General features: G+C 62.0%; 18 protein-coding genes. 5 read left to right on the top strand and 13 right to left on the bottom strand.

Annotated elements, in window-relative coordinates:
• Positions 1 to 5: 5 nt before the first annotated feature.
• A complete protein-coding gene (locus tag NDJ10_RS10945) occupies positions 6 to 410 on the top strand; it encodes an Hsp20/alpha crystallin family protein (RefSeq protein WP_296162106.1) in 405 nt (134 codons plus the stop codon).
• Between the two features lie 95 nt (positions 411 to 505).
• On the top strand, positions 506 to 2827 hold the full coding sequence (gene lon / locus NDJ10_RS10940; protein ID WP_296162235.1) for an endopeptidase La: 2322 nt from the start codon (positions 506 to 508) through the stop codon (positions 2825 to 2827).
• A gap of 32 nt (positions 2828 to 2859) precedes the next feature.
• Here the strand turns inward: lon and NDJ10_RS10935 are convergent, their stop codons facing one another.
• The 10 genes from NDJ10_RS10935 to NDJ10_RS10890 form a co-directional block, all read right to left on the bottom strand.
• Complete coding sequence (locus tag NDJ10_RS10935; protein WP_296162105.1) at positions 2860 to 3864, bottom strand: sodium:calcium antiporter; 1005 nt, start codon at positions 3862 to 3864, stop codon at positions 2860 to 2862.
• Entirely contained in the window at positions 3861 to 6554 is a 2694-nt protein-coding gene (locus tag NDJ10_RS10930) for a cation-translocating P-type ATPase (protein WP_296162104.1), read from the bottom strand. The genes NDJ10_RS10935 and NDJ10_RS10930 overlap by 4 nt, the downstream gene beginning before the upstream one ends.
• Positions 6555 to 6569: 15 nt before the next feature.
• Positions 6570 to 6902 carry a chaperone modulator CbpM gene (locus NDJ10_RS10925; RefSeq protein WP_296162101.1) on the bottom strand — a complete coding sequence of 111 codons (333 nt, stop codon included), beginning with the start codon at positions 6900 to 6902 and terminating at the stop codon, positions 6570 to 6572.
• 16 nt (positions 6903 to 6918) lie between these two features.
• Positions 6919 to 7803: a DnaJ C-terminal domain-containing protein gene (locus NDJ10_RS10920; RefSeq protein ID WP_296162098.1), complete on the bottom strand. Its 885-nt coding sequence runs from the start codon at positions 7801 to 7803 to the stop codon at positions 6919 to 6921.
• Positions 7804 to 7860: 57 nt separating this feature from the next.
• A complete protein-coding gene (locus NDJ10_RS10915) occupies positions 7861 to 8934 on the bottom strand; it encodes an AI-2E family transporter (RefSeq protein ID WP_296162096.1) in 1074 nt (357 codons plus the stop codon).
• Between the two features lie 25 nt (positions 8935 to 8959).
• Complete coding sequence (locus tag NDJ10_RS10910; RefSeq protein ID WP_296162094.1) at positions 8960 to 9124, bottom strand: DUF1328 domain-containing protein; 165 nt, start codon at positions 9122 to 9124, stop codon at positions 8960 to 8962.
• Positions 9125 to 9219: 95 nt separating this feature from the next.
• Positions 9220 to 10494 (bottom strand): gephyrin-like molybdotransferase Glp, encoded by a 1275-nt coding sequence (gene glp, locus NDJ10_RS10905; protein ID WP_296162092.1) that lies wholly within the window; start codon positions 10492 to 10494, stop codon positions 9220 to 9222.
• A complete protein-coding gene (mobA, locus tag NDJ10_RS10900; RefSeq protein WP_296162090.1) occupies positions 10491 to 11126 on the bottom strand; it encodes a molybdenum cofactor guanylyltransferase MobA in 636 nt (211 codons plus the stop codon). Before mobA ends, glp begins: the two co-directional genes overlap by 4 nt.
• A 1-nt stretch (position 11127) precedes the next feature.
• Positions 11128 to 12288 carry a GTP 3',8-cyclase MoaA gene (moaA, locus tag NDJ10_RS10895; protein WP_296162088.1) on the bottom strand — a complete coding sequence of 387 codons (1161 nt, stop codon included), beginning with the start codon at positions 12286 to 12288 and terminating at the stop codon, positions 11128 to 11130.
• A 95-nt stretch (positions 12289 to 12383) separates the two neighbouring features.
• Positions 12384 to 14453 carry a sodium-translocating pyrophosphatase gene (locus NDJ10_RS10890; protein ID WP_296162086.1) on the bottom strand — a complete coding sequence of 690 codons (2070 nt, stop codon included), beginning with the start codon at positions 14451 to 14453 and terminating at the stop codon, positions 12384 to 12386.
• A gap of 241 nt (positions 14454 to 14694) precedes the next feature.
• On the opposite strand from NDJ10_RS10890, the gene ppa reads away from it, so the two are divergent.
• Positions 14695 to 15231: an inorganic diphosphatase gene (ppa, locus tag NDJ10_RS10885; protein WP_296162084.1), complete on the top strand. Its 537-nt coding sequence runs from the start codon at positions 14695 to 14697 to the stop codon at positions 15229 to 15231.
• 115 nt (positions 15232 to 15346) lie between these two features.
• Here ppa and NDJ10_RS10880 read toward each other — a convergent pair whose 3' ends face one another.
• Entirely contained in the window at positions 15347 to 16543 is a 1197-nt protein-coding gene (locus NDJ10_RS10880; RefSeq protein ID WP_296162082.1) for a GNAT family N-acetyltransferase, read from the bottom strand.
• 15 nt (positions 16544 to 16558) lie between these two features.
• Between NDJ10_RS10880 and NDJ10_RS10875 the strand changes: the two genes are divergently transcribed.
• Both NDJ10_RS10875 and NDJ10_RS10870 read left to right on the top strand, forming a co-directional pair.
• Positions 16559 to 18235 (top strand): NAD+ synthase, encoded by a 1677-nt coding sequence (locus NDJ10_RS10875; protein ID WP_296162081.1) that lies wholly within the window; start codon positions 16559 to 16561, stop codon positions 18233 to 18235.
• A gap of 43 nt (positions 18236 to 18278) precedes the next feature.
• Positions 18279 to 18617, top strand: coding sequence for a P-II family nitrogen regulator (locus NDJ10_RS10870; protein WP_296162080.1), 339 nt, complete (start codon positions 18279 to 18281; stop codon positions 18615 to 18617).
• Positions 18618 to 18641: 24 nt separating this feature from the next.
• Here NDJ10_RS10870 and NDJ10_RS10865 read toward each other — a convergent pair whose 3' ends face one another.
• Entirely contained in the window at positions 18642 to 19136 is a 495-nt protein-coding gene (locus NDJ10_RS10865; RefSeq protein ID WP_296162078.1) for an RDD family protein, read from the bottom strand.
• 92 nt (positions 19137 to 19228) lie between these two features.
• A partial coding sequence (locus NDJ10_RS10860; protein ID WP_296162076.1) for a hypothetical protein occupies positions 19229 to 19410 on the bottom strand: 182 nt, incomplete at its 5' end.

The raw sequence follows: 19410 nt of genomic DNA, 5'->3' as shown, positions 1-19410 counted from the left end.
CTGCCATGCGTCAAGCCTTGCCCCATGCCTGGTTGTTGACCGAGGCCATTGAGTGGCTGCAGGGCGCAGGTCGGCTACAACGGCAGTTTTTCAAGCTGGGTCGTGCCGGTGATTTGCCCATTTGGGAGCCGCCGGTGGACATGTTTGGCAACGAGCAGGCACTGTGTCTGCTCATCGCGCTGCCGGGAGTCGCAGCGGAGTGCCTTGACGTCAGGCTGGAGCCACAGGCCGTTGTGGTGCGTGGCGACCGGTCTTTGGCTGGTCACTTCGCCGCTGGCACGATTCTTCAACTTGAAATCCCTTATGGTCGCTTCGAGCGCCGCGTTCCCTTACCCTATGACGACTACCGCGTGGCCGAAATGGTGCTGCAGAACGGTTGCCTGCGACTCACCCTTGAGCGAATGCCATGAACCAAATCAAACCTTTGCAGGATGCCGGGACGCCCGCTGACAGCGATCGACAGCCCGCGCCGCAGGCATTGCAGCGTGCGCTGCCTGACGATGCCATGGTGATCGTCCCGGTGCGCAACATGGTGCTGTTTCCCGGCATGGTCCTGCCCATCAGCATTGGCCGCGAGCGCTCCATCAATGCAGCCCAGTACGCTGTCAAGGCCGAGCGGCCGGTTGGCATCCTGATGCAGCGCAATCCGGAGGCCGACGACCCTGGGCCCGATGATTTGTCGGCCATGGGGACGGTCGCCGCCATCCTGCGCTACGTCACCACGCCGGATGGTTCGCACCACATCATTTGCCAGGGGCAACAGCGTTTTCGGGTGCTTGACTACCTGGGCGGCTTTGATTTCATGGTGGCGCGTGTCGAGCGCATCGTTGAGCCCGATGCTGGCGACGACAGCGCAATTGAAGCCCGTTTCTTTCAACTCAGGCAGCGCGCGGTGGAGGTGCTGCAACTGCTGCCCAAGGTACCCGAGGAGATGCTGCAGGCGGTACAGGACGTTGACAGCCCCGGCATGCTGGCCGACCTGGTGGCCGCTTACGTGGACATCAAACCTGCCGAAAAACAGGAACTGCTCGAAGAAGTCAAGCTGCGCCAGCGGCTTGACCGTGTCATTGACCTGCTGGTGCACCGCATCGAGGTGTTGAACCTGTCGCGCGACATCGACCAGCGCACCAAGGCCAGCATCGGCGAGCGCGAACGTGAGTTCCTGTTGCGCGCGCAGCTCAAGGAAATTCAGAAAAAACTTGGTGAAGACGGTGGCGACAATGCGGCCGAACTGGCTGATCTGCAGAAATTGATCGATGAGGCCGGCATGCCGGAGGATGTGGCCAAACAGGCCCAAAAAGAACTCAAGCGGCTGGAGCGCATGTCTGACAGCTCGGCTGAATATTCGATGGTGCGCACCTATCTGGACTGGCTGCTGGAAATTCCCTGGAAAGCACCGGAACCCGATGCCATCGATGTGGTTCAGGCGCGCCAGGTGCTCGATGACGACCACTTTGGCCTGGAGCAGGTCAAAAAACGCATTCTCGAATTTCTCGCGGTGCGCAAACTCAAACCGGGCAGCCATGGTCCGATCCTGTGCCTGGTGGGACCGCCGGGGGTTGGCAAGACGTCCTTGGGCCAGTCCATCGCGCGTGCGCTGGGGCGCAAGTTTGCCCGCGTCTCGCTGGGTGGCGTGCATGACGAGGCCGAGATCCGGGGCCACCGGCGCACCTACATTGGCGCCTTGCCCGGCAACATCATCCAGGCGCTCAAGAAGGCCGGCACCCGTGGCTGCGTCATGATGCTCGATGAAATTGACAAACTTGGTACCGGCGTGCACGGCGACCCGTCTGCGGCGCTGCTGGAGGTGCTGGACCCTGAGCAGAACAACACGTTTCGCGACAACTACCTGGCCGTGCCCTATGACCTGTCGCAGGTGCTTTTCATTGCCACGGCCAACGTGCTCGATACCATCCCCGGCCCGCTGCGCGACCGCATGGAGGTGTTGCACCTGGCCGGTTACACCCAGGAAGAAAAGTACGAGATTGCCCGGCGCTACCTGGTGCAGCGGCAACTGGAGACGACGGGTCTCACACCCGGACAATTCACGCTCACCGACGACGCCTTGATGGGCATCATCCGCCACTACACGCGCGAGGCCGGCGTGCGCAACCTGGAGCGCCAGATTGGCGCGGTCTGCCGTCATGTGGCGGTGCGCATTGCCGAGGGCAAAGTTCAGAGTCAGCGCATCGATGTGCCTGATCTGGACGACATTTTGGGGCAAGCGAAGTTCGAAAACGAAGTGGCCTTGCGAACCGGTATGACCGGGGTGGCCACGGGTCTGGCCTGGACCCCGGTGGGCGGTGACATTTTGTTCATCGAAGCCAGCCGGACCCCCGGCAGCGGCCGCCTGATCCTGACCGGTCAGCTCGGTGACGTGATGAAGGAGTCTGCGCAGGCAGCCCTGACGCTGGTGAAGTCACGGGTGCAGGTCCTCAGGTTGGCGCCGGACGCTTTTGAAAAAGTCGATATCCATATTCATGTGCCGGCCGGTGCCGTGCCCAAGGACGGCCCCAGCGCGGGGGTGGCCATGTTCATTGCGCTGGCCAGCCTGTTCATGGACCAACCGGTGCGCAGCCAGGTGGCGATGACTGGTGAGGTCAGTTTGCGCGGCCTGGTCTTGCCGGTTGGCGGCATCAAGGAAAAAGTACTCGCGGCACTGGCCGCGGGCATCCGCACCGTGATGTTGCCGGCGCGCAACCGCAAGGACCTTGAGGAGGTACCGGAGCAGGCCCGGGTGCAGCTTGAATTCATTTTTCTCGATGACGTGGAACAGGCCTTGCGCGGGGCCATCGAGATGGCTGCTGTGCAACAGCCCGCCCCATGAAGCGGTCTGCGTCACCGTGTTCGCCAGAGTGTTTAGCCGTGCAAAAACTGAATGGCCGCGTTGAGCAGGTACAGGGCCAGCAACGCCAGGCTCGACCAGGTGGCGAGACCTGCAACGCGCCGGGCCGGGCGGCTGGCCAGCGATACGATCACGATGGCGCTCATGACACAGGCCGCGAAAGCCGACGCCGCATGCACCGGTGAGACTTTCGCATAAATGGGCCCGGCCACATAGGCCAGGTCATCGACGGCCAGGATCAGCACATCAAACAGGTTGCTGCCCAGCAGATTGCCCAGGGCCATGTCCAGGGCGCCTATGCGGATGGCACCCCAGGTGGTCGCCAGTTCGGGCACCGAGGTGGCAAAGGCAATGAACAAGGTGCCGACAAAGGAGTGGGTCCAGCCCATCAGCCGGGCCAGTTCGACGCCAATGATGGGCAGCCAGATGCCGGCGCCCACAATCACGCTGGAAGCCATGCCGTAGCCCATCAGGGCGGCTTTGAGCGTCAAGGACGGTGGTGTGGTTTTCCCGGTGTGGACAGGGTGATGTTGCTCGATCAGGTAAATGGTCCGCATGGCCACCAGATAGACCACCAGCAACAGCAGGCTGGCCACGCTGATGTGGCCCATGACGGGCATGACGCCCTGGGCGGTCAACACCACGGCGAGCCCTGCAGCCGCCAGCAAAATGACACCGAATCCGGCAGAAACCACATGGCCGGGGCCGACCTCCCGGTACAGGCTGCCCGGGCGGTAAAAGATGTCGATCAGGGCCAGAATCATCAAGTTGAAGACACAACTGCCCAGCACATCGCCCACCGCAATATCAGGCGCTGCGGCCACCGTGACCGCGCTTAAGCCAGTGACCAGCTCCGGCAGCGAGGTCACAGTGGCCAACAAAATCAGCCCCACCCAGTTGCGCGACAGGCCGGTCAGCGCGGCAATGGCATCGCCATAACGACTCAGGCGCACACCGGCAAAGCCGATCAGGCCTGCGCACAGCGCAAACTCCAGCCAGATCAAGGCGATCGGATTCATGGCTCGGCAGCCAGGCTGGCCGGGCTTGGACCCCGGTGCCGACGCCAGGCTTTTTCCAGTTCCACGGCGACGCCCACAATCGCCGCGGCACCCAGGCAGATGGCCAGCTCGGCCAGGCTCAGCGGCTGGGTCTTGAAGATCGGGTTCAGCGCCGGCACGTAAATGGTCGCCATTTGCAGCACAAAGGTGAGCAGCACGGCGCCCAGCAAAGGCTTGTTGCTGCCCAGGCCGAGCTGCCAGAGTGCGTCGCGCTCGGAGCGGATGGCCATCACATGCGCCATTTGCGACAGCGTGAGCACGGTGAACACCATGGTTTGCCAGTGGGCGTGGCCTGTGGACAAAGCCCAGGCCTGCACGCCCAGGCACAGGCCGGCAATCAACAAGCCAATGCCCAGAATATGCTGCCACATGCCGTTGGCAAACAGGCTTTCGGTGTGGGCGCGGGGCGGACGCTGCATCACGCCGCGCTCGGCCGGTTCGGCCGCCAGCGCCAGCCCGGGCAGGCCATCGGTGACCAGGTTGACCCACAGGATGTGGATCGGCAGCAGCGGGATCGGCAGAAAAACCAGTGGCGCCAGAAACAGCGTCCAGATCTCGCCCGAGTTGCCGGTCATGGCGTAGCGCACGAATTTGCGGATGTTGTCGTAGATGCGCCGACCCTCGCGCACGGCTGCCACGATGGTGGCAAAGTTGTCATCCAGCAGCACCATGCTGGCCGCTTCCCGCGCCACGTCGGTGCCGCCCTTGCCCATGGCCACGCCGATGTCGGCGCGCTTCAGGGCAGGTGCATCGTTCACGCCATCGCCGGTCATGGCCACAATCTCGCCCTGTGCCTGCAGGGCTTCGACGATGCGGATTTTTTGCGCCGGATCGACCCGGGCATAAACCTGTACTTGCGAGACGCGCAACAGCAGCGCGGCATCGTCAAGCGCGCTCAGATCCTGGCCGGTCAGCACCTTGGCCTGCGCGTCGTCCACGATGCCCAGCCGCTGCGCAATGGCGCGTGCCGTGGCCGGGTGGTCGCCGGTGATCATGACCGGTGTGATGCCGGCGCTGATGCAGTCACGCACCGCGGCTTCAGCTTCAGCCCGCGGTGGGTCGATCAGCGCGATCAGGCCCAGGAATTGCAGCTGCTGTTCAACCTGCTCGGGTGCGTTCGTGTCCGGCAGTTCCAGGTGATCACGCCGCGCCAGTGCCAGCACCCGCAGGCCCTGGGCGGCCAGGCGGTCGGCATGCGCAATGACCGCACTGGAATCCAGGATCGCGGCGCCCCCCGTTGTCCATTGCGACGCGCAGCACAGCAGCACCGATTCGGGTGCGCCTTTGGTGTAAGCGACAAAACCCGTCGGGCCAGGATGCAGTGTGGTCATGCGCTTGCGTTCGGAGTCGAAGGGCAGTTCTTTCAAACGGGGCCATCGGGCCTCTTGGGCCGCCTTGTCAACGCCGCCGGATTGTGCGGCCACGACCAGCGCGGTCTCGGTGGGATCGCCCTGCCAGTCCTGTGCTGCGCTGGTGCCGCCGTTTTGGTGCGCGTCGTTGCACAGCGCGGCGGCACGCAGGGTCTCCAGCAGTGCGGGCCCCGGTGGCTCGTCGCCCGGCAACCAGGACTGGCCGTTGACCCACACCAGCTCGGCGTGCATTTTGTTTTGCGTCAGGGTGCCGGTTTTGTCAGAACAGATGGTGGTCACTGAGCCCAGCGTTTCCACCGAGGGCAAACGCCGCACCAGCGCGTGCACCGCCACCATGCGCCGCGCGCCCAGCGCCAGCAGCACCGAGACCACGGCCGGCAAGGCTTCGGGGATGGCAGCCACCGCCAGACTGATGGCCGTGAGCGCCATCAGCAGTGCCTGTTCGCCGCGCCAGATACCGGCCACAAAAATCACCACACAGATGCCCATCACCACCAGCGCCAGCCGTTTGCCGAAGGCTGCCAGCCGGCGTTGCAAGGGCGTGGTGCGGTCTTCGGGGCCCAGCAGTTGTGCCACTTTGCCGAGTTCGGTGGCCGAGCCGGTGGCCACCACCAGGCCGCGTGCCCGACCGTGGGTGGCGGTGGTGCCTTTGAAGGCCATGTTGAGGCGGTCACCCAGGGCGCTGTCAGCCGCATCGGGCAGCGCCGCGCTGTGCTTGGCCACGGTGACTGACTCGCCAGTGAGCGCCGACTCGTCGACATGCAGTTGTGCGGTGTGGATCAGCCGCAGGTCGGCGGGTACCTTGTTGCCGGCCTCCAGCAGCACAATGTCGCCCGGGACCAGCTTGTGCGCCGGTACTTCCTGCCTTTGGCTGCTGCGCAGCACGGTGGCTTGGGCGGCAGCGAGTTGTTTCAATGCCGCCATGGCCCGGTCGGCGCGCCAGCTTTGCATGAAACCAATCACGGCATTGAGCAGCACGATCACCAGAATGGCCACGGTGTCAATCAGTTCGCCAATGACGCCCGACACCAGCGCGGCTGCCAGCAGCACCAGCACCATGAAGTCGGTGAACTGGGCCGCCAGAATGGCCAGCGGACCGCGTTGCGCCACGCTGGGTAATTCGTTGGGGCCGTGAACGACCAGGCGCCGTTCCACTTCGTTCGCGTGTAGGCCGTGCTCCGGGTTGACGGCGTGCTCGGCGGCGAGCTCGTGCACCTCGCGCTGGTGCCAGCCGCGCGGGTCAGGATTTGCGCTCAGCGCTGCTTCATTGGTTTGCTGCATGCGCGTTGCATCACATCATGTCGGCCGCAAGCTGCCTGGCACCAGGGCCTGCAGCGACTGCACCTGGCGTTGCAAAAGCTCGATCTGGCGCAGCTTGTCAAGCAACATCGCCACGGTGAACAGATCCAGATCAAAGTCCATGCGCAATTTTGCTACCGTGCGCAGCGGCATCACCCAATGCGCACTGAAGGTGACATCGGGTGCGCTATCGGGCAGGGGCAGCAGGGCGTTGTAAGCCATCAATTCATCCAGCTCGGCCGGGCTCATGCCACAGAATTCGGCAAGCTCGGTCAGCGTGATGGCCTCGGTGGTGTCAAGACTGAAACTTTCGATCATTGAGGGTGTCATGGTGATTTCCCTGGGTCTAGGCAGCGCGGGGCTTGAAGCTTGAGACTTTGGCCAATTCCTGGAACAGCTCGCGTTCACGCGGCGACAGTGTGGCGGGCACGTCGATGTGGACGATGGCATAGAGGTCGCTGTGCCCGGGGTCCAGGCCCCGGCCGCGCAGACGCAGCTTGCGCCCCGCGCGCGTGCCCGGCGGCACTGTCAGCAGGACGGGATTCTCCAGTGTCGGTACTTCGACTTCGGCACCCAGGGCGGCCTCCCAGGGGCTCAGTACCAGGTCAAAGTACAGATCGTGGCGGTCCGGCCGAAACACCGCATGCGGTGCCAGATGGATGTGCAGATAAATGTCGCCATTGGGCCCGCCGTTGCGACCCTGGCCACCCTGGCCGCGCAAGCGCAATTTCTGATCCTGGCAGGCGCCTGGCGGGATGGTGACTTGCAGCGTGCGTTCGCCCGCGCCATCGGCCAAATTCAAATTGACGCTGGTGCCACGCCGTGCGTCTGGCAGCGTGATGGTGACCGAGCTCTCATAGTCTTGCCCCTTGATCGGCATGGCGTGCTGTGGTCCGGCTCTTTGACCCCGGCCCATGGCGGCCAGCAGATCGGCCAGATCCAAGTCGTCAAACGCCATGCCACCCGGCGCAAAATCCTGCTGCCATTGCGGTGGCGGTCTGAAGTCGGCACCGGCCGCGGGGTGACCCAGTTCGTCGTAGGCAGCGCGCTTGGCGCTGTCCCTGAGCGTGGCATAGGCCTCCGCGGCCTCCTTGAAGCGGGCCTCGGCATCGGGCGCCTTGGAGACATCCGGGTGGTGCGCGCGCGCCAGCTTGCGGTAGGCCTTCTTGATCTCATCAAGACTGGCATTGCGGGGCACGCCCAGGATGGCGTAGTAGTCTTTGTACTTCATGGTGTGACAAGTTTGCGAGCAGGCGCAACGCGCTGCGTTGCGTTTGCTCAAGCAATGTCAAGCTGTGTCGTCAAAAATATGCCAGACCGATAGGAACATGGCCGCAATCAGCGGGCCCAGAACAAAGCCATTGATGCCAAAAACCGCCATACCACCCACGGTCGTGATCATCACCACATAGTCGGGCATGCGGGTGTCCTTGCCCACCAGCACCGGGCGCAGCAGGTTGTCCACCAGGCCGATCACCAGGACCCCGTAAGCGGTCAGTGCCAGCCCCTGCCAAAGCGCACCTGTGACCAGAAAATAAAGCGCTACCGGTAGCCACACCAGGGCGGCGCCAATGGCCGGCAGCAGCGAGCAGGCCGCCATCATCACCGCCCACAACAAGGCGCCGCTGACGCCCAGGGCCCAGAAGGCCAGGCCACCCAAGGCGCCCTGAATCAGCGCCACCAGCAAATTGCCCTTGACGGTGGCACGCACCACCGTGGCAAACTTGTGCCAAAGCTTTTTCCGGTGGACAGGCGCTAGCGGAATCATGCGCCCAATGGCGCGCACCGTGGTGTCGCCATCACGGATCAGAAAGAACGCCAGGTAGAGCGCAATGCACAGGCTGACCACAAATTCAAAGGTACTCTGGCCAAGGGTGAAGACCTGGGTGGCGGCAAATTGGGAGCCTTGCGCCACCGCTGCCGTCAGCCGGCGTTGCAAGGTGGCAAAGTTGACCAGGCCAAAGCGATCCAGGATGGCGCCCACCCAATCCGGCAGCCGGTTGAAGGCGCGATGAAAATACAAGGCCGGGTTGATGTCGCCCGACTGCAAGCCCTGGTACAACCAGGCGGCTTCCTGTGCCAGCAGTAGCAATATCAGCGTCAACGGCAAAATCACAATGAGCAGCACAATGGCCAATGTGCACAGTGCGGATACCGTGGGCCGGTGCCCGACCCGCAGCAGCAGCCAGCGGTGAAACGGTGTAAATAACAGCGACAGGATCAGCCCCCACATGATGGCTGCATAAAACGGCAACAGGATGCTGCCCAATGCCAGGGATACCAGCACCAGCAAGGCCCCCAGCGTCCAGTTTTTACGGGATGTGGACGTCTCATCGGCCGCCACAGGTGCAGGATTGGACATCGGGGTCAGGCTGTTGGCTGAACGATCAGCGTTTCTTGATCAAGCCAAAGAGAAAACTGGCAATCGCCAGCACCAGAAATACAAAGAACAGTGTCTTGGCAATACTGACGGCCCCGGCGGCAATGCCGCCAAAGCCAAACAGGGCAGCAATCAGGGCGATGACAAAAAATACAACAGCGTAGTGCAGCATGGGAAGCTCCTGGGTATCAAGCCATGGGGCTTGGGAAACCTCAATTTAAAAGAATGCTGCGCTCTCGTCTGTTCGCTGTCGTACACAGCCGGCGTTTAAACCACCCCGTCAAACATCATCACGCTGACCGGGTCACCCACGGCCACGTTGCCCTGTGCATGGGGCAGTACGATCAGGCCGTTGGCACGCACCATGGAACTGAGCACGCCCGAGCCCTGGTTGCCGGTGGTACTGGCCTGCAGCGTGCCGTCGGGTGCCGTACTGACAATGCCGCGCTGGTACTCGGTGCGGCCGGGTTTCTTGCGGATGGCCTCCGTGCTGATGGCGGTGAGCAGCGAGGGCGTGCTGTGCGTACAACCCATCATGCGCAGCAGGGCCGGGCGCACAAAGGCCAGAAAAGTTACCATCACGGCGACCGGGTTGCCGGGCAGGCCAAATAGCACGGTGGGTTTGGGCGCAAGAATTCGGCCCACGGCCATGGGGCGGCCCGGCCGCATGGCAATTTTCCAGAAGGCCACGTCACCAAGTTGTTTCATCATGGCCTTGGTGTAGTCGGCTTCGCCCACGCTCACGCCGCCGCTGGTGATGATGGCGTCGGCCTCCAGGGCGGCCTGCACAAAAGCGGCATGGAGGGCTTCGGGCTGGTCGCGCACCACGCCCATGTCGATCACCTGGCAACCCAGCCGACTCAGCAGGCCAAACACGGTGTAGCGGTTGCTGTCATAAACCGCACCTTCGCGCGGCGGCTCGCCCAGGCTCAGGATCTCGTCACCGGTAGAAAAATAGGCCACCTTGAGGCGGCGCAACACCGGCACGGTGCTGATGCCCAGGCTGGCCACCAAGCCCAGCGCGGCAGGGGTGAGAAGTGCACCTTTTTGCAGCGCCGGCTGGCCTTGCAGCAGGTCTTCGCCGAGGCGACGGTGGTTGTCGCCGGCTTGCAGCACCCCAGCTGGAATGGTGACTTGGTCGCCCACGACGGTGCTGAGTTCTTGCGGCACTACCGTGTCCAGGCCTGCGGGCATGATGGCGCCGGTCATGATCCTGACGCATTCGCCCGGCTGCACCTGGCCGCTCCAGGCCTTGCCTGCCAACGCGGTGCCGATGACTTTCAGGCTCAGCGGCGCGCTGGCCGCAAGCTGCGCGCCGGCAAAGGCATAGCCGTCCATGGCCGAGTTGTCGTGCGGCGGCACGCTGATGGGGCTGATGATGTCGGCTGCCAGCACGCGTCCGAGTGCGTTGAAGATGACTGATTCTTCAATTTGGGTCACGGGTTCAACCAGTTTGGCCAGGAAATCATTCACCATGTCGGCGCTCAGCGCCTGCGGGTCGTAGCCCGCGAGTTCACTGGCTATTTGTTCCAGTGTTTTCATGTTGCACGGCTTTCCAGTTGTTGCAGCTCGGCCAGGGTGTTGGCATTGAAAAAGGCCTGCGGGTCGTCGCCGGGCGCATCAAATGCCACCACGGTGGTGCGGTGCAGGGCGGTCCAGGCGTCAATTTTGCGGCCACCGTCCTGGGTAAAGCGTACCAGGCTCTCCAGCAGACCAGTGCGCAGCAGGCAAAACACCGGCTGGGTGCGCACCTGCATGTGGCCGTCCTTGCCGGCCTCGGGGGCGGCGGCCATGGCGATGTCGGCGTCTTCGGCTTCCAGGGCCTGCGCCAGGCGCTGCGCCAGGTCGAGCGGCAGCAGCGGTGTGTCGCAGGGCACGGTCAGCAGATAAGGGGTTTCGCAGCGCTCCAGCCCGGTCAGGAAACCGGCCAGCGGGCCGGCGTAGTCGGCCAGCACGTCGGGCCAGACCGGCACGCCAAAGGACTCGTAGGCGGCCAGGTTGCGGTTGGCGTTGATCATGATCTGGCCCACCCCCCCGCCCATTTGCAGGCGGGTCAGCGTATGCAGCGCCAGCGGCAGCCCCATGAAGTTTTGCAGCCCCTTGTCAACCCCGCCCATGCGCGAGCCGCGCCCGCCCGCCAGGATCAGGGCGGTCATGTCTTGAGCAGAAATCAAATCAACCTCCGATGTAACTCATTTCAACGCGCTTCACCGGGGCACCCGAATCAAAGGGCAGGTGGCTGCGCTGTTCGGAGTAATTGTCATTCCGGGCTTGCCAGATGTGGCCGATGGCGCTGGCCAGGTCAGCATCAGATGCCTTGCCGCGGACCAGGCTGCGCAGGTCGTAGCCTTGCGATGCGAACAGACACAGGTACAACTGGCCTTCGGTAGACAGGCGGGCGCGGTTGCATTCGCCGCAAAAGGCCTGGGTGACACTGCTGATCACGCCAATTTCGCCCGCTGCCTTGTCATGCCGGCCCTGCGCGTCGGCATAACCCCAGCGCGAGGCGGTTTCGCCCGGGTTGGACGGCGCCAGCGGCACCAGTGGCAGCTCCGACCGGATCAGCCGGACCACTTCGGCAGATGGCATGACCTCGTTCATGCGCCAGCCGTTGGTGGCGCCCACGTCCATGTACTCGATAAAGCGCAGCACCATGCCGCTGCCCTTGAAATAGCGCGCCATCGGCAAGATTTCCTGCTCGTTGGTGCCGCGCTTGACCACCATGTTGATCTTGATCGGGCCCAGGCCCACTGCGCGTGCTGCCGCTATGCCTTCGAGCACGTCGGCCACCGGAAAATCAACGTCGTTCATGCTGCGAAAAACCGCATCGTCAAGCCCGTCCAGGCTCACCGTGACCCGCTGCAAACCGGCGTCCTTGAGCGAGCGGGCCTTGCGCGCCAGCAGCGAGCCGTTGGTGGTCAACGTCAAATCGAGTGGTTGCCCGTCAGGGGTGCGCAGGCTGGCGAGTTGTTCCACCAGGTGCTCGAGGTTTTTGCGCAGCAGCGGCTCGCCGCCGGTGAGGCGGATTTTTTGCACGCCCTGCGCCACAAAGACCTGGGCCAGGCGGGTGATTTCCTCGAAGCTCAGCAAGTCGGCGTGTTTCAGGTAGGGGTAATCCGTGCCAAAAATCTCTTTGGGCATGCAGTAGTTGCAGCGGAAGTTGCACCGGTCCGTGACGCTGATGCGCAGGTCGCGCAAAGACCGGCCGCGGGTGTCTGCCAGCAGGCCGTTGCCGCCTGAACCGGCGCTGGTGCCAAAGGCTGCTGTGGGCACGGTCAGGCCGCGGGGTCGCACATCCTTCAGGGGGATCACGCGGTGGGTGTCTCGATCAGTCATGGTGTTGATGCAGGCGGTTGCCTTGAGTAAGGGCGAATTTTGGCATGAATGAAAAAACCCGCCGGGGCGGGTTTTATTTGGACTTGAAGTAGTGCTTAACCGCCGTGGATTTTCATCATGACCGGAACGATCAGCAGTGCCACGATGTTGATGATCTTGATCAGCGGATTGATGGCCGGACCAGCCGTGTCCTTGTAGGGGTCGCCCACGGTGTCGCCGGTGACGGCGGCTTTGTGCGCCTCCGAGCCCTTGCCGCCAAAGTTGCCGTCTTCGATGTACTTCTTGGCATTGTCCCAGGCGCCGCCGCCGGTACACATCGAGATCGCCACAAACAGGCCGGTCACGATGGTGCCCATCAGCAAGCCACCCAAAGCCGCCGGGCCGAGCAGCAGGCCGACCAGGATCGGCACCACCACGGGCAGCAGGCTCGGGATCATCATTTCCTTGATGGCGGCGGTGGTCAGCATGTCAACCGCCGTGTCGTATTCGGGCTTGCCAGTGCCTTCCATGATGCCCTTGATGTCGCGGAACTGGCGTCGTACTTCCACCACCACGGCACCGGCAGCGCGGCCCACGGCCTCCATCGCCATGGCGCCAAACAGGTAGGGAATCAGGCCGCCGATAAAGAGACCGATGATGACCATCGGGTCGCTCAGGTCAAAGGTGATGTGCTTGCCATAAACATCCAGCTTGTGGGTGTAGTCGGCAAACAGCACCAGCGCGGCCAGGCCGGCAGAGCCGATCGCGTAGCCCTTGGTCACGGCCTTGGTCGTATTGCCCACGGCGTCCAGCGGGTCGGTGATGTCACGCACGCTCTTGGGCATCTCGGACATTTCGGCAATGCCGCCGGCGTTGTCGGTGATCGGGCCGTAAGCGTCCAAGGCCACCACAATACCGGCCATGCTGAGCATGGAGGTGGCGGCAATGGCAATGCCGTACAAGCCAGCCAGTGCATAGGCCGTGTAAATGGCCACACAGACAAACAGCACGGGCCAGGCAGTCGAGCGCATCGACACGCCCAGGCCTGCAATGATGTTGGTGCCGTGGCCGGTGGTCGAGGCTTCGGCGATATGTTTCACTGGCTGGTATTGTGTGCCGGTGTAGTACTCGGTGATCACCACCAGAGCGGCCGTCAGGATCAGGCCGACGGCGCAGGCGCCAAACAGCTTGATCTGGCTGCCACTGGCGGTAATGGCATTGTCAGGAATCAGCCATTGGGTGATGAAGAAGAAGGCAATCAGCGACAGGACGCCGGCTACAGCCAGGCCCTTGTACAGTGCCGGCATCACGTTTTTCATGCCGGGCGAGGCCTTGACGAAGAAGCAGCCAATGATGGAAGCCACGATGGATACGGCACCGAGTGCCAGCGGATACACCACGGCGCTCATGCCGGCGCCGGTGACCAGCAGGGCGCCGAGCACCATGGTGGCAATCAGCGTGACGGCGTAGGTCTCGAAAAGGTCGGCCGCCATGCCGGCGCAGTCGCCGACGTTGTCACCCACGTTGTCGGCGATCACGGCCGGGTTGCGCGGGTCGTCTTCCGGAATACCGGCCTCGACCTTGCCCACCAGATCAGCGCCGACGTCAGCACCCTTGGTGAAAATACCACCGCCAAGCCGGGCAAAGATGGAGATCAATGAGGAGCCAAAGGCAAAACCGATCAGCGGGTTGAGCATTTGCGCCAGGTTTTTGTCAGGTGTCAGGTTGCCGTTGCCGACCAGGAACCAGAAGAACCCGGTCACGCCCAGCAGGCCGAGGCCAACCACCAGCATGCCGGTGATGGCGCCGCCGCGGAAAGCCACGTCCAGCGCCGGGCCAATGCCTTTGGTGGCGGCCTGGGCGGTGCGCACGTTGGCCCGCACCGACACGTTCATGCCAATGAAGCCGCAAGCGCCCGAGAGCACTGCACCCACCACGAAGCCGACCGCGCTCAAGCCGTCCAGAAATACCGCAATCAGCACGGCCAGCACGACGCCGACCATGGCAATGGTTTTGTACTGTCGGGCCAGGTAGGCAGCCGCACCGGTTTGAATGGCGGCGGCAATTTCCTGCATGCGGGCGTTGCCCGCGTCCTGGGAAAGAATCCAGCTACGCGCCCAGAAGCCGTAGCCGACGGCGATCAAGCCGCAGATAAGCGCCAAGATCAGCGCTGAATTTCCTGTCATGAATAGTTCTCCTGTCTGTTGTTTCGCGAGGTAGTGATGCAACGCATGGTGCACCACCGCTGCGTTGCTTCCTCACTGTGTACATCTTGATGTACGACAAGAGTGATTGGCCAACCGGCGCACTGTAACGCGAAAACAGCCGGGTTTTGAAGCTCCGCAAGTGGCAAGTAAGTAAAATCAGGGTTAATCCCGACTGTTTCTGATTTAACTCAAACCCCAACTTCAAAATAAGGCGACAAGCATGTCTTTAGATAACGTCACTCCCGGTAAAAATGTGCCGGACCAGTTCAATGTGATCATCGAGATCCCGATGAACGCTGACCCGGTGAAATACGAGGTCGACCATGAAACCCATGCCATTTTTGTCGATCGCTTCATGAGCACGGCCATGCATTACCCGACCAACTACGGCTATGTGCCGCAGACCATCAGCGGTGACGGTGACCCGGTGGATGTTCTGGTCATTACCCCGGTGCCCTTGATTCCCGGTGTGGTGGTGACCTGCCGCGCCATCGGTATCCTGAAGATGGAAGACGAAGCCGGCATGGACGGCAAGGTGCTGGCGGTGCCCATCGACAAAATCCTGTCGCTCTACACCCGCTGGCAAAAGCCTGAAGACCTGAGCCCGGTGCGCCTGAAAACCATTGCCCACTTCTTTGAGCATTACAAAGACCTTGAAGAAAACAAATGGGTCAAGATCCTGGGTTGGGAAGGCCCCGAGGCTGCCCAGCAGGAAATCCTGGAAGGCATTGCCAATTACCAGGCAGCGCAAAAATAAGCAGCTTCAAGCCCACAAAAGAGAGCAGGAGCCGCGCCTTGTGGGAGCGGCGCCCTCGCTGCGATTGAATTTCAATAGCCATCCGCCCGAGGCGGGCTTCCTGCAAAGATGGGCGTCAATCGCCCCGGGCTGACTTGAATGGGCTGTGCTGCCTGAGGTCTTCCACATAAGTTTCGATGCCAGCGCGCTCGGCGCTTAAATAGCGGTCAACCGCTGCCAGAAATTGTGGCTGCGCCAGCCAGTGGGCGCTGGTGGTGGTGACCGGCAGCAGGGCGCGCGCCAGTTTGTGTTCGCCCTGGGCGCCGCCTTCAAAGCGCTGGTAGCCGTTGGCAATGCACCAGACCAGGGGCTGGTAATAACAGGCCTCGAAGTGCAGGCAATCCACCCGTTCCAGTGCCCCCCAATAGCGACCGTATGCCGCCCGCTCACCCGCGCAACTGGTGTTGATGGCGAGCAAGCTGGCGGCGATGGCCTGTCCGTTGCGTTCGGCCACAAACAGCAACCAGTCTTCGGGCATGGTGCGGGCCATGCGGCTGAAGAAGTCGCGGTTCAGGTAGGGCGCGTTGCCATGTTCCAGGTAGGTGTGTTCGTAACACTGGTAAAAAAAATCCCAGTCGGCTGCCCCGATCTGGCGGCCTTCACGTACGCGAAAGCGGATGCCAGCGTCAGCCACCTTGCGTCGTTCCTGACGAATTTTCTTGCGTTTTTCCGGTGTTAACTGCGCCAGAAAGGCATCAAAACCGACGTATGCCGGTGTCGTGTTATGCCAGTGAAATTGCACGGTGTGGCGCAGCAGCAGGCCTGATGTTTCAAAGGCGGCCAGGTCATCATCGCTGGCAAACAGGGCATGCAGACCGGACAGTTGCTGGTGCTTGCACCAGTCCAGCATGGCGCTGGCCAAATGCGCCCGGTCAGCTTGGCTGCGGGCCAGCAGGCGGACACCTGGTACCGGCGTGAAGGGTACCGCGCACAGGGCCTTGGGGTAGTAGGCCAGCCCATGCTGGGCGTAGGCATTGGCCCAGGCCCAGTCAAACACATACTCGCCGCGCGAATGTGTTTTCAGGTACAGCACACAGGCAGCGGCCAATTCGCCCTGGCGCTCAAGCAGAAAAAACTTCGGCGTCCAGCCGGTGTCCGCAGTGGCACAGCCACTGGCGTGCAGGGCATCCAGGTACTCGTGACGCATGAACGGGTTGGCTTGCGGCTGGCTGAAGAGCAGGGCATTCCATGTGCCGGCGCCCACCTCGGCAGGTGAATCAAGCACCCGAATGACATAATCGTTTGCAATTTCTGTCGTTTTCCTGTTGATCATTTTTTTGTACTTTTCATGACTCTCAAAATTTGTGTGGCCCAACTCAATCTGGTGGTGGGTGACATGGCCGGCAATGCCGAAAAAATTGTGGTGGCCGCCCGCACAGCCTACCAGCAGGGTGTGCGTCTGGTGCTGACCCCCGAGTTGTCCATTTGCGGCTATGCGGCAGAAGACCTGTTTTTGCGCCAGGCGTTCATACAGGCCTGTAATGATGCCGTGAAAGCCGTGGCGGCTGCGCTGGCAGATTTGAAAGACCTCAGTGTGGTGGTGGGACACCCCACAGGCGGTGATCAACGGACGCGCTCGGTGGCGGTGCAGAACCGTTTCAATGCGGCCAGCGTGCTGTGTGAAGGCCGGGTGGTCGCCACTTACGCCAAACGTGAGTTGCCCAATTACCAGGTGTTTGATGAGCGCCGTTATTTCACGCCGGGGCAGGGCGTGTGTGTGTTTGAGGCGGGTGAGCCGGGCGATCGGGTCAAGGTGGGTTTGCTGATTTGCGAGGATGCCTGGTTTGACCGCCCCGCCCGTGAGACGGCGCAGGCCGGCGCCGAGTTGCTGGCGGTCATCAACGCCTCCCCCTTTCATGTCGGCAAAGGCAACGAGCGCGAACAGATGATGCGCCAGCGCGTGCAGGCCTGCGGGCGGCCGCTGGTCTATGCGCATTTGGTGGGTGGGCAGGATGAAGTGGTGTTTGAAGGCCATTCATTTGCCCTCAATGTCGACGGCTCACTGGCGGGGCGTGCCCCCAGTTTTGTCGAGGACAGCCTGTTCATTGAGGCCAGCCGGACGCCAGCAGCGCTGCAGCTGCAGGCCACGGTGGCGCCCGACCGCACCCCCGAGGCCGATTTGTGGGACGCCCTGGTGTTGGGTGTGCGTGACTACATCGGCAAAAACGGCTTTCCCGGTGTGCTACTGGGTTTGTCGGGAGGCATTGATTCGGCTCTGGTGCTGGCCATTGCCGTGGATGCGCTGGGCAAAGACCGGGTGCGCGCGGTCATGATGCCCTCGCCGTACACCGCTGATATCAGCTGGATCGACGCGCGTGACATGGCGGCGCGCCTGGGGGTGCGCTATGACGAACTGTCGATCGTGCCGGAGTTCGAAGCGTTCAAGGCGACGCTGTCAAACGAGTTCAAGGGCCTGGCGGAAGATGCCACCGAAGAAAATATCCAGGCGCGCATTCGTGGAACCCTGCTGATGGCGCTTTCCAACAAGTTTGGCAGCATCGTGCTCACCACCGGCAACAAGTCAGAGATGGCCACCGGTTATTGCACCCTGTATGGCGACATGGCAGGTGGCTTTGCGGTGATCAAGGACCTGGCCAAAACCATCGTGTTTCGCCTCGCCCGCTGGCGCAATGCGCACGACCCGTACGACACGGGCCGTGCGCCAATTCCCGAACGCATCATCACGCGTCCACCCAGTGCCGAATTGCGTCCCGATCAGACCGACCAGGACAGTTTGCCCCCCTACGAGGTGCTGGATGCGATAGTGGAGCGTTACATGGAAAACGACGAAAGTATCGGGCAGATCATTGCCGCCGGATATGCACGCGCCGATGTCGAGCGGGTGACGCGCCTGATCAAAATCAACGAGTACAAGCGGCGCCAGTCGCCGGTGGGGATTCGTCTGACGCACCGCAGTTTTGGCAAGGATTGGCGTTATCCTATAACCAACCGTTTTCGGGCCTGAGGGTTTCGCTGCCTGCTGATTCCATTTTTAATTGAGGTACCTTATGAAACAAATCACCGCCATCGTCAAACCCTTCAAACTGGAAGAAGTGCGTGAAGCCCTGGCCGAATGTGGCGTGACGGGTCTGACCGTGACCGAAGTCAAGGGCTTTGGCCGTCAAAAAGGCCACACCGAGCTTTACCGCGGTGCGGAATACGTGGTCGATTTTTTGCCCAAAGTCAAAATCGAAGTGGTTGTGAGAACCGATGATCTCGACCGTTGCGTCGATGCCATTGTCAAGGCCGCCCACACGGGCAAGATTGGCGACGGCAAGATTTTTGTCACCGCCGTGGAGCGTGTGGTGCGTATCCGCACCGGTGAACTCGACGAAACAGCTATCTGAGCTGGATGTCTTGACTGTCCCGGTTCAGGGCTTGGGCAGGCTGGTGTCCACCAGTTGTGTGCCGGCCAGTGCGTCATGCCAGAACTGCTGGCGCGGGTGAAAGCGGCTGAGGATGGCCCAGATGGCGATCCAGCCGAGGATGATCACAAATGCTTCACCGCCCTTGAGTTCGAACACCCAGGATGCTGCCAGCGGCGGCAAAAACCACAGCCAGCTCCACAGGTAGCGCAGCAGGGCGCGGCCTTGGGTTAACGGCTGGCCGGTGCGGTCCAGTACCCGGATATGCCAGGTCTTCATGGCCAGGGTTTGGCCTTTGGACCAGAGCCAGACAAAGTAAATACCAAAGATCACAAACAAAAATGCCTGCAGGGCGTGACGGTTGTCCATGGCATTTCTGGTCTGGCTCAAAGTGCCAAACAGGTAGCCGGCAATAAAAACCACGCCAAATAACAACATGCCTTCGTAAAGCCAGCAGGCCATGCGCCTGAGCAGGCTGGGTGTGGTGGGGGGCAGGGGCATGGCGCGGGGACCTTGATGGCGTTTGAGGGCAATTTTTTTTGGTACATTGCGCGGTGGGGCAAAATCTATGCGACACCAAAAAAAGTGTCGAATTATTGCATTGCCTGGCTCCAGACCTCAAGTATGCGCTGACAAGTGCGATAATGCCGCTTGCAAATTAACGCAAACGGGTCAAGGTCCGGCGCACAAATCAATGCGCCCATGGTTTTGGCCTTAAGTTTCGATGCAACACCACAAGTGTTTGCAAAGAAGCACCCAAGGTATTTCGTTAGAG

Source organism: Rhodoferax sp., assembly GCF_023700745.1.
Classification (GTDB): domain Bacteria; phylum Pseudomonadota; class Gammaproteobacteria; order Burkholderiales; family Burkholderiaceae_C; genus Rhodoferax.
Note: the sequence above shows the minus strand (reverse complement) of the source record. Positions and strands in the feature narration are given on the sequence as shown.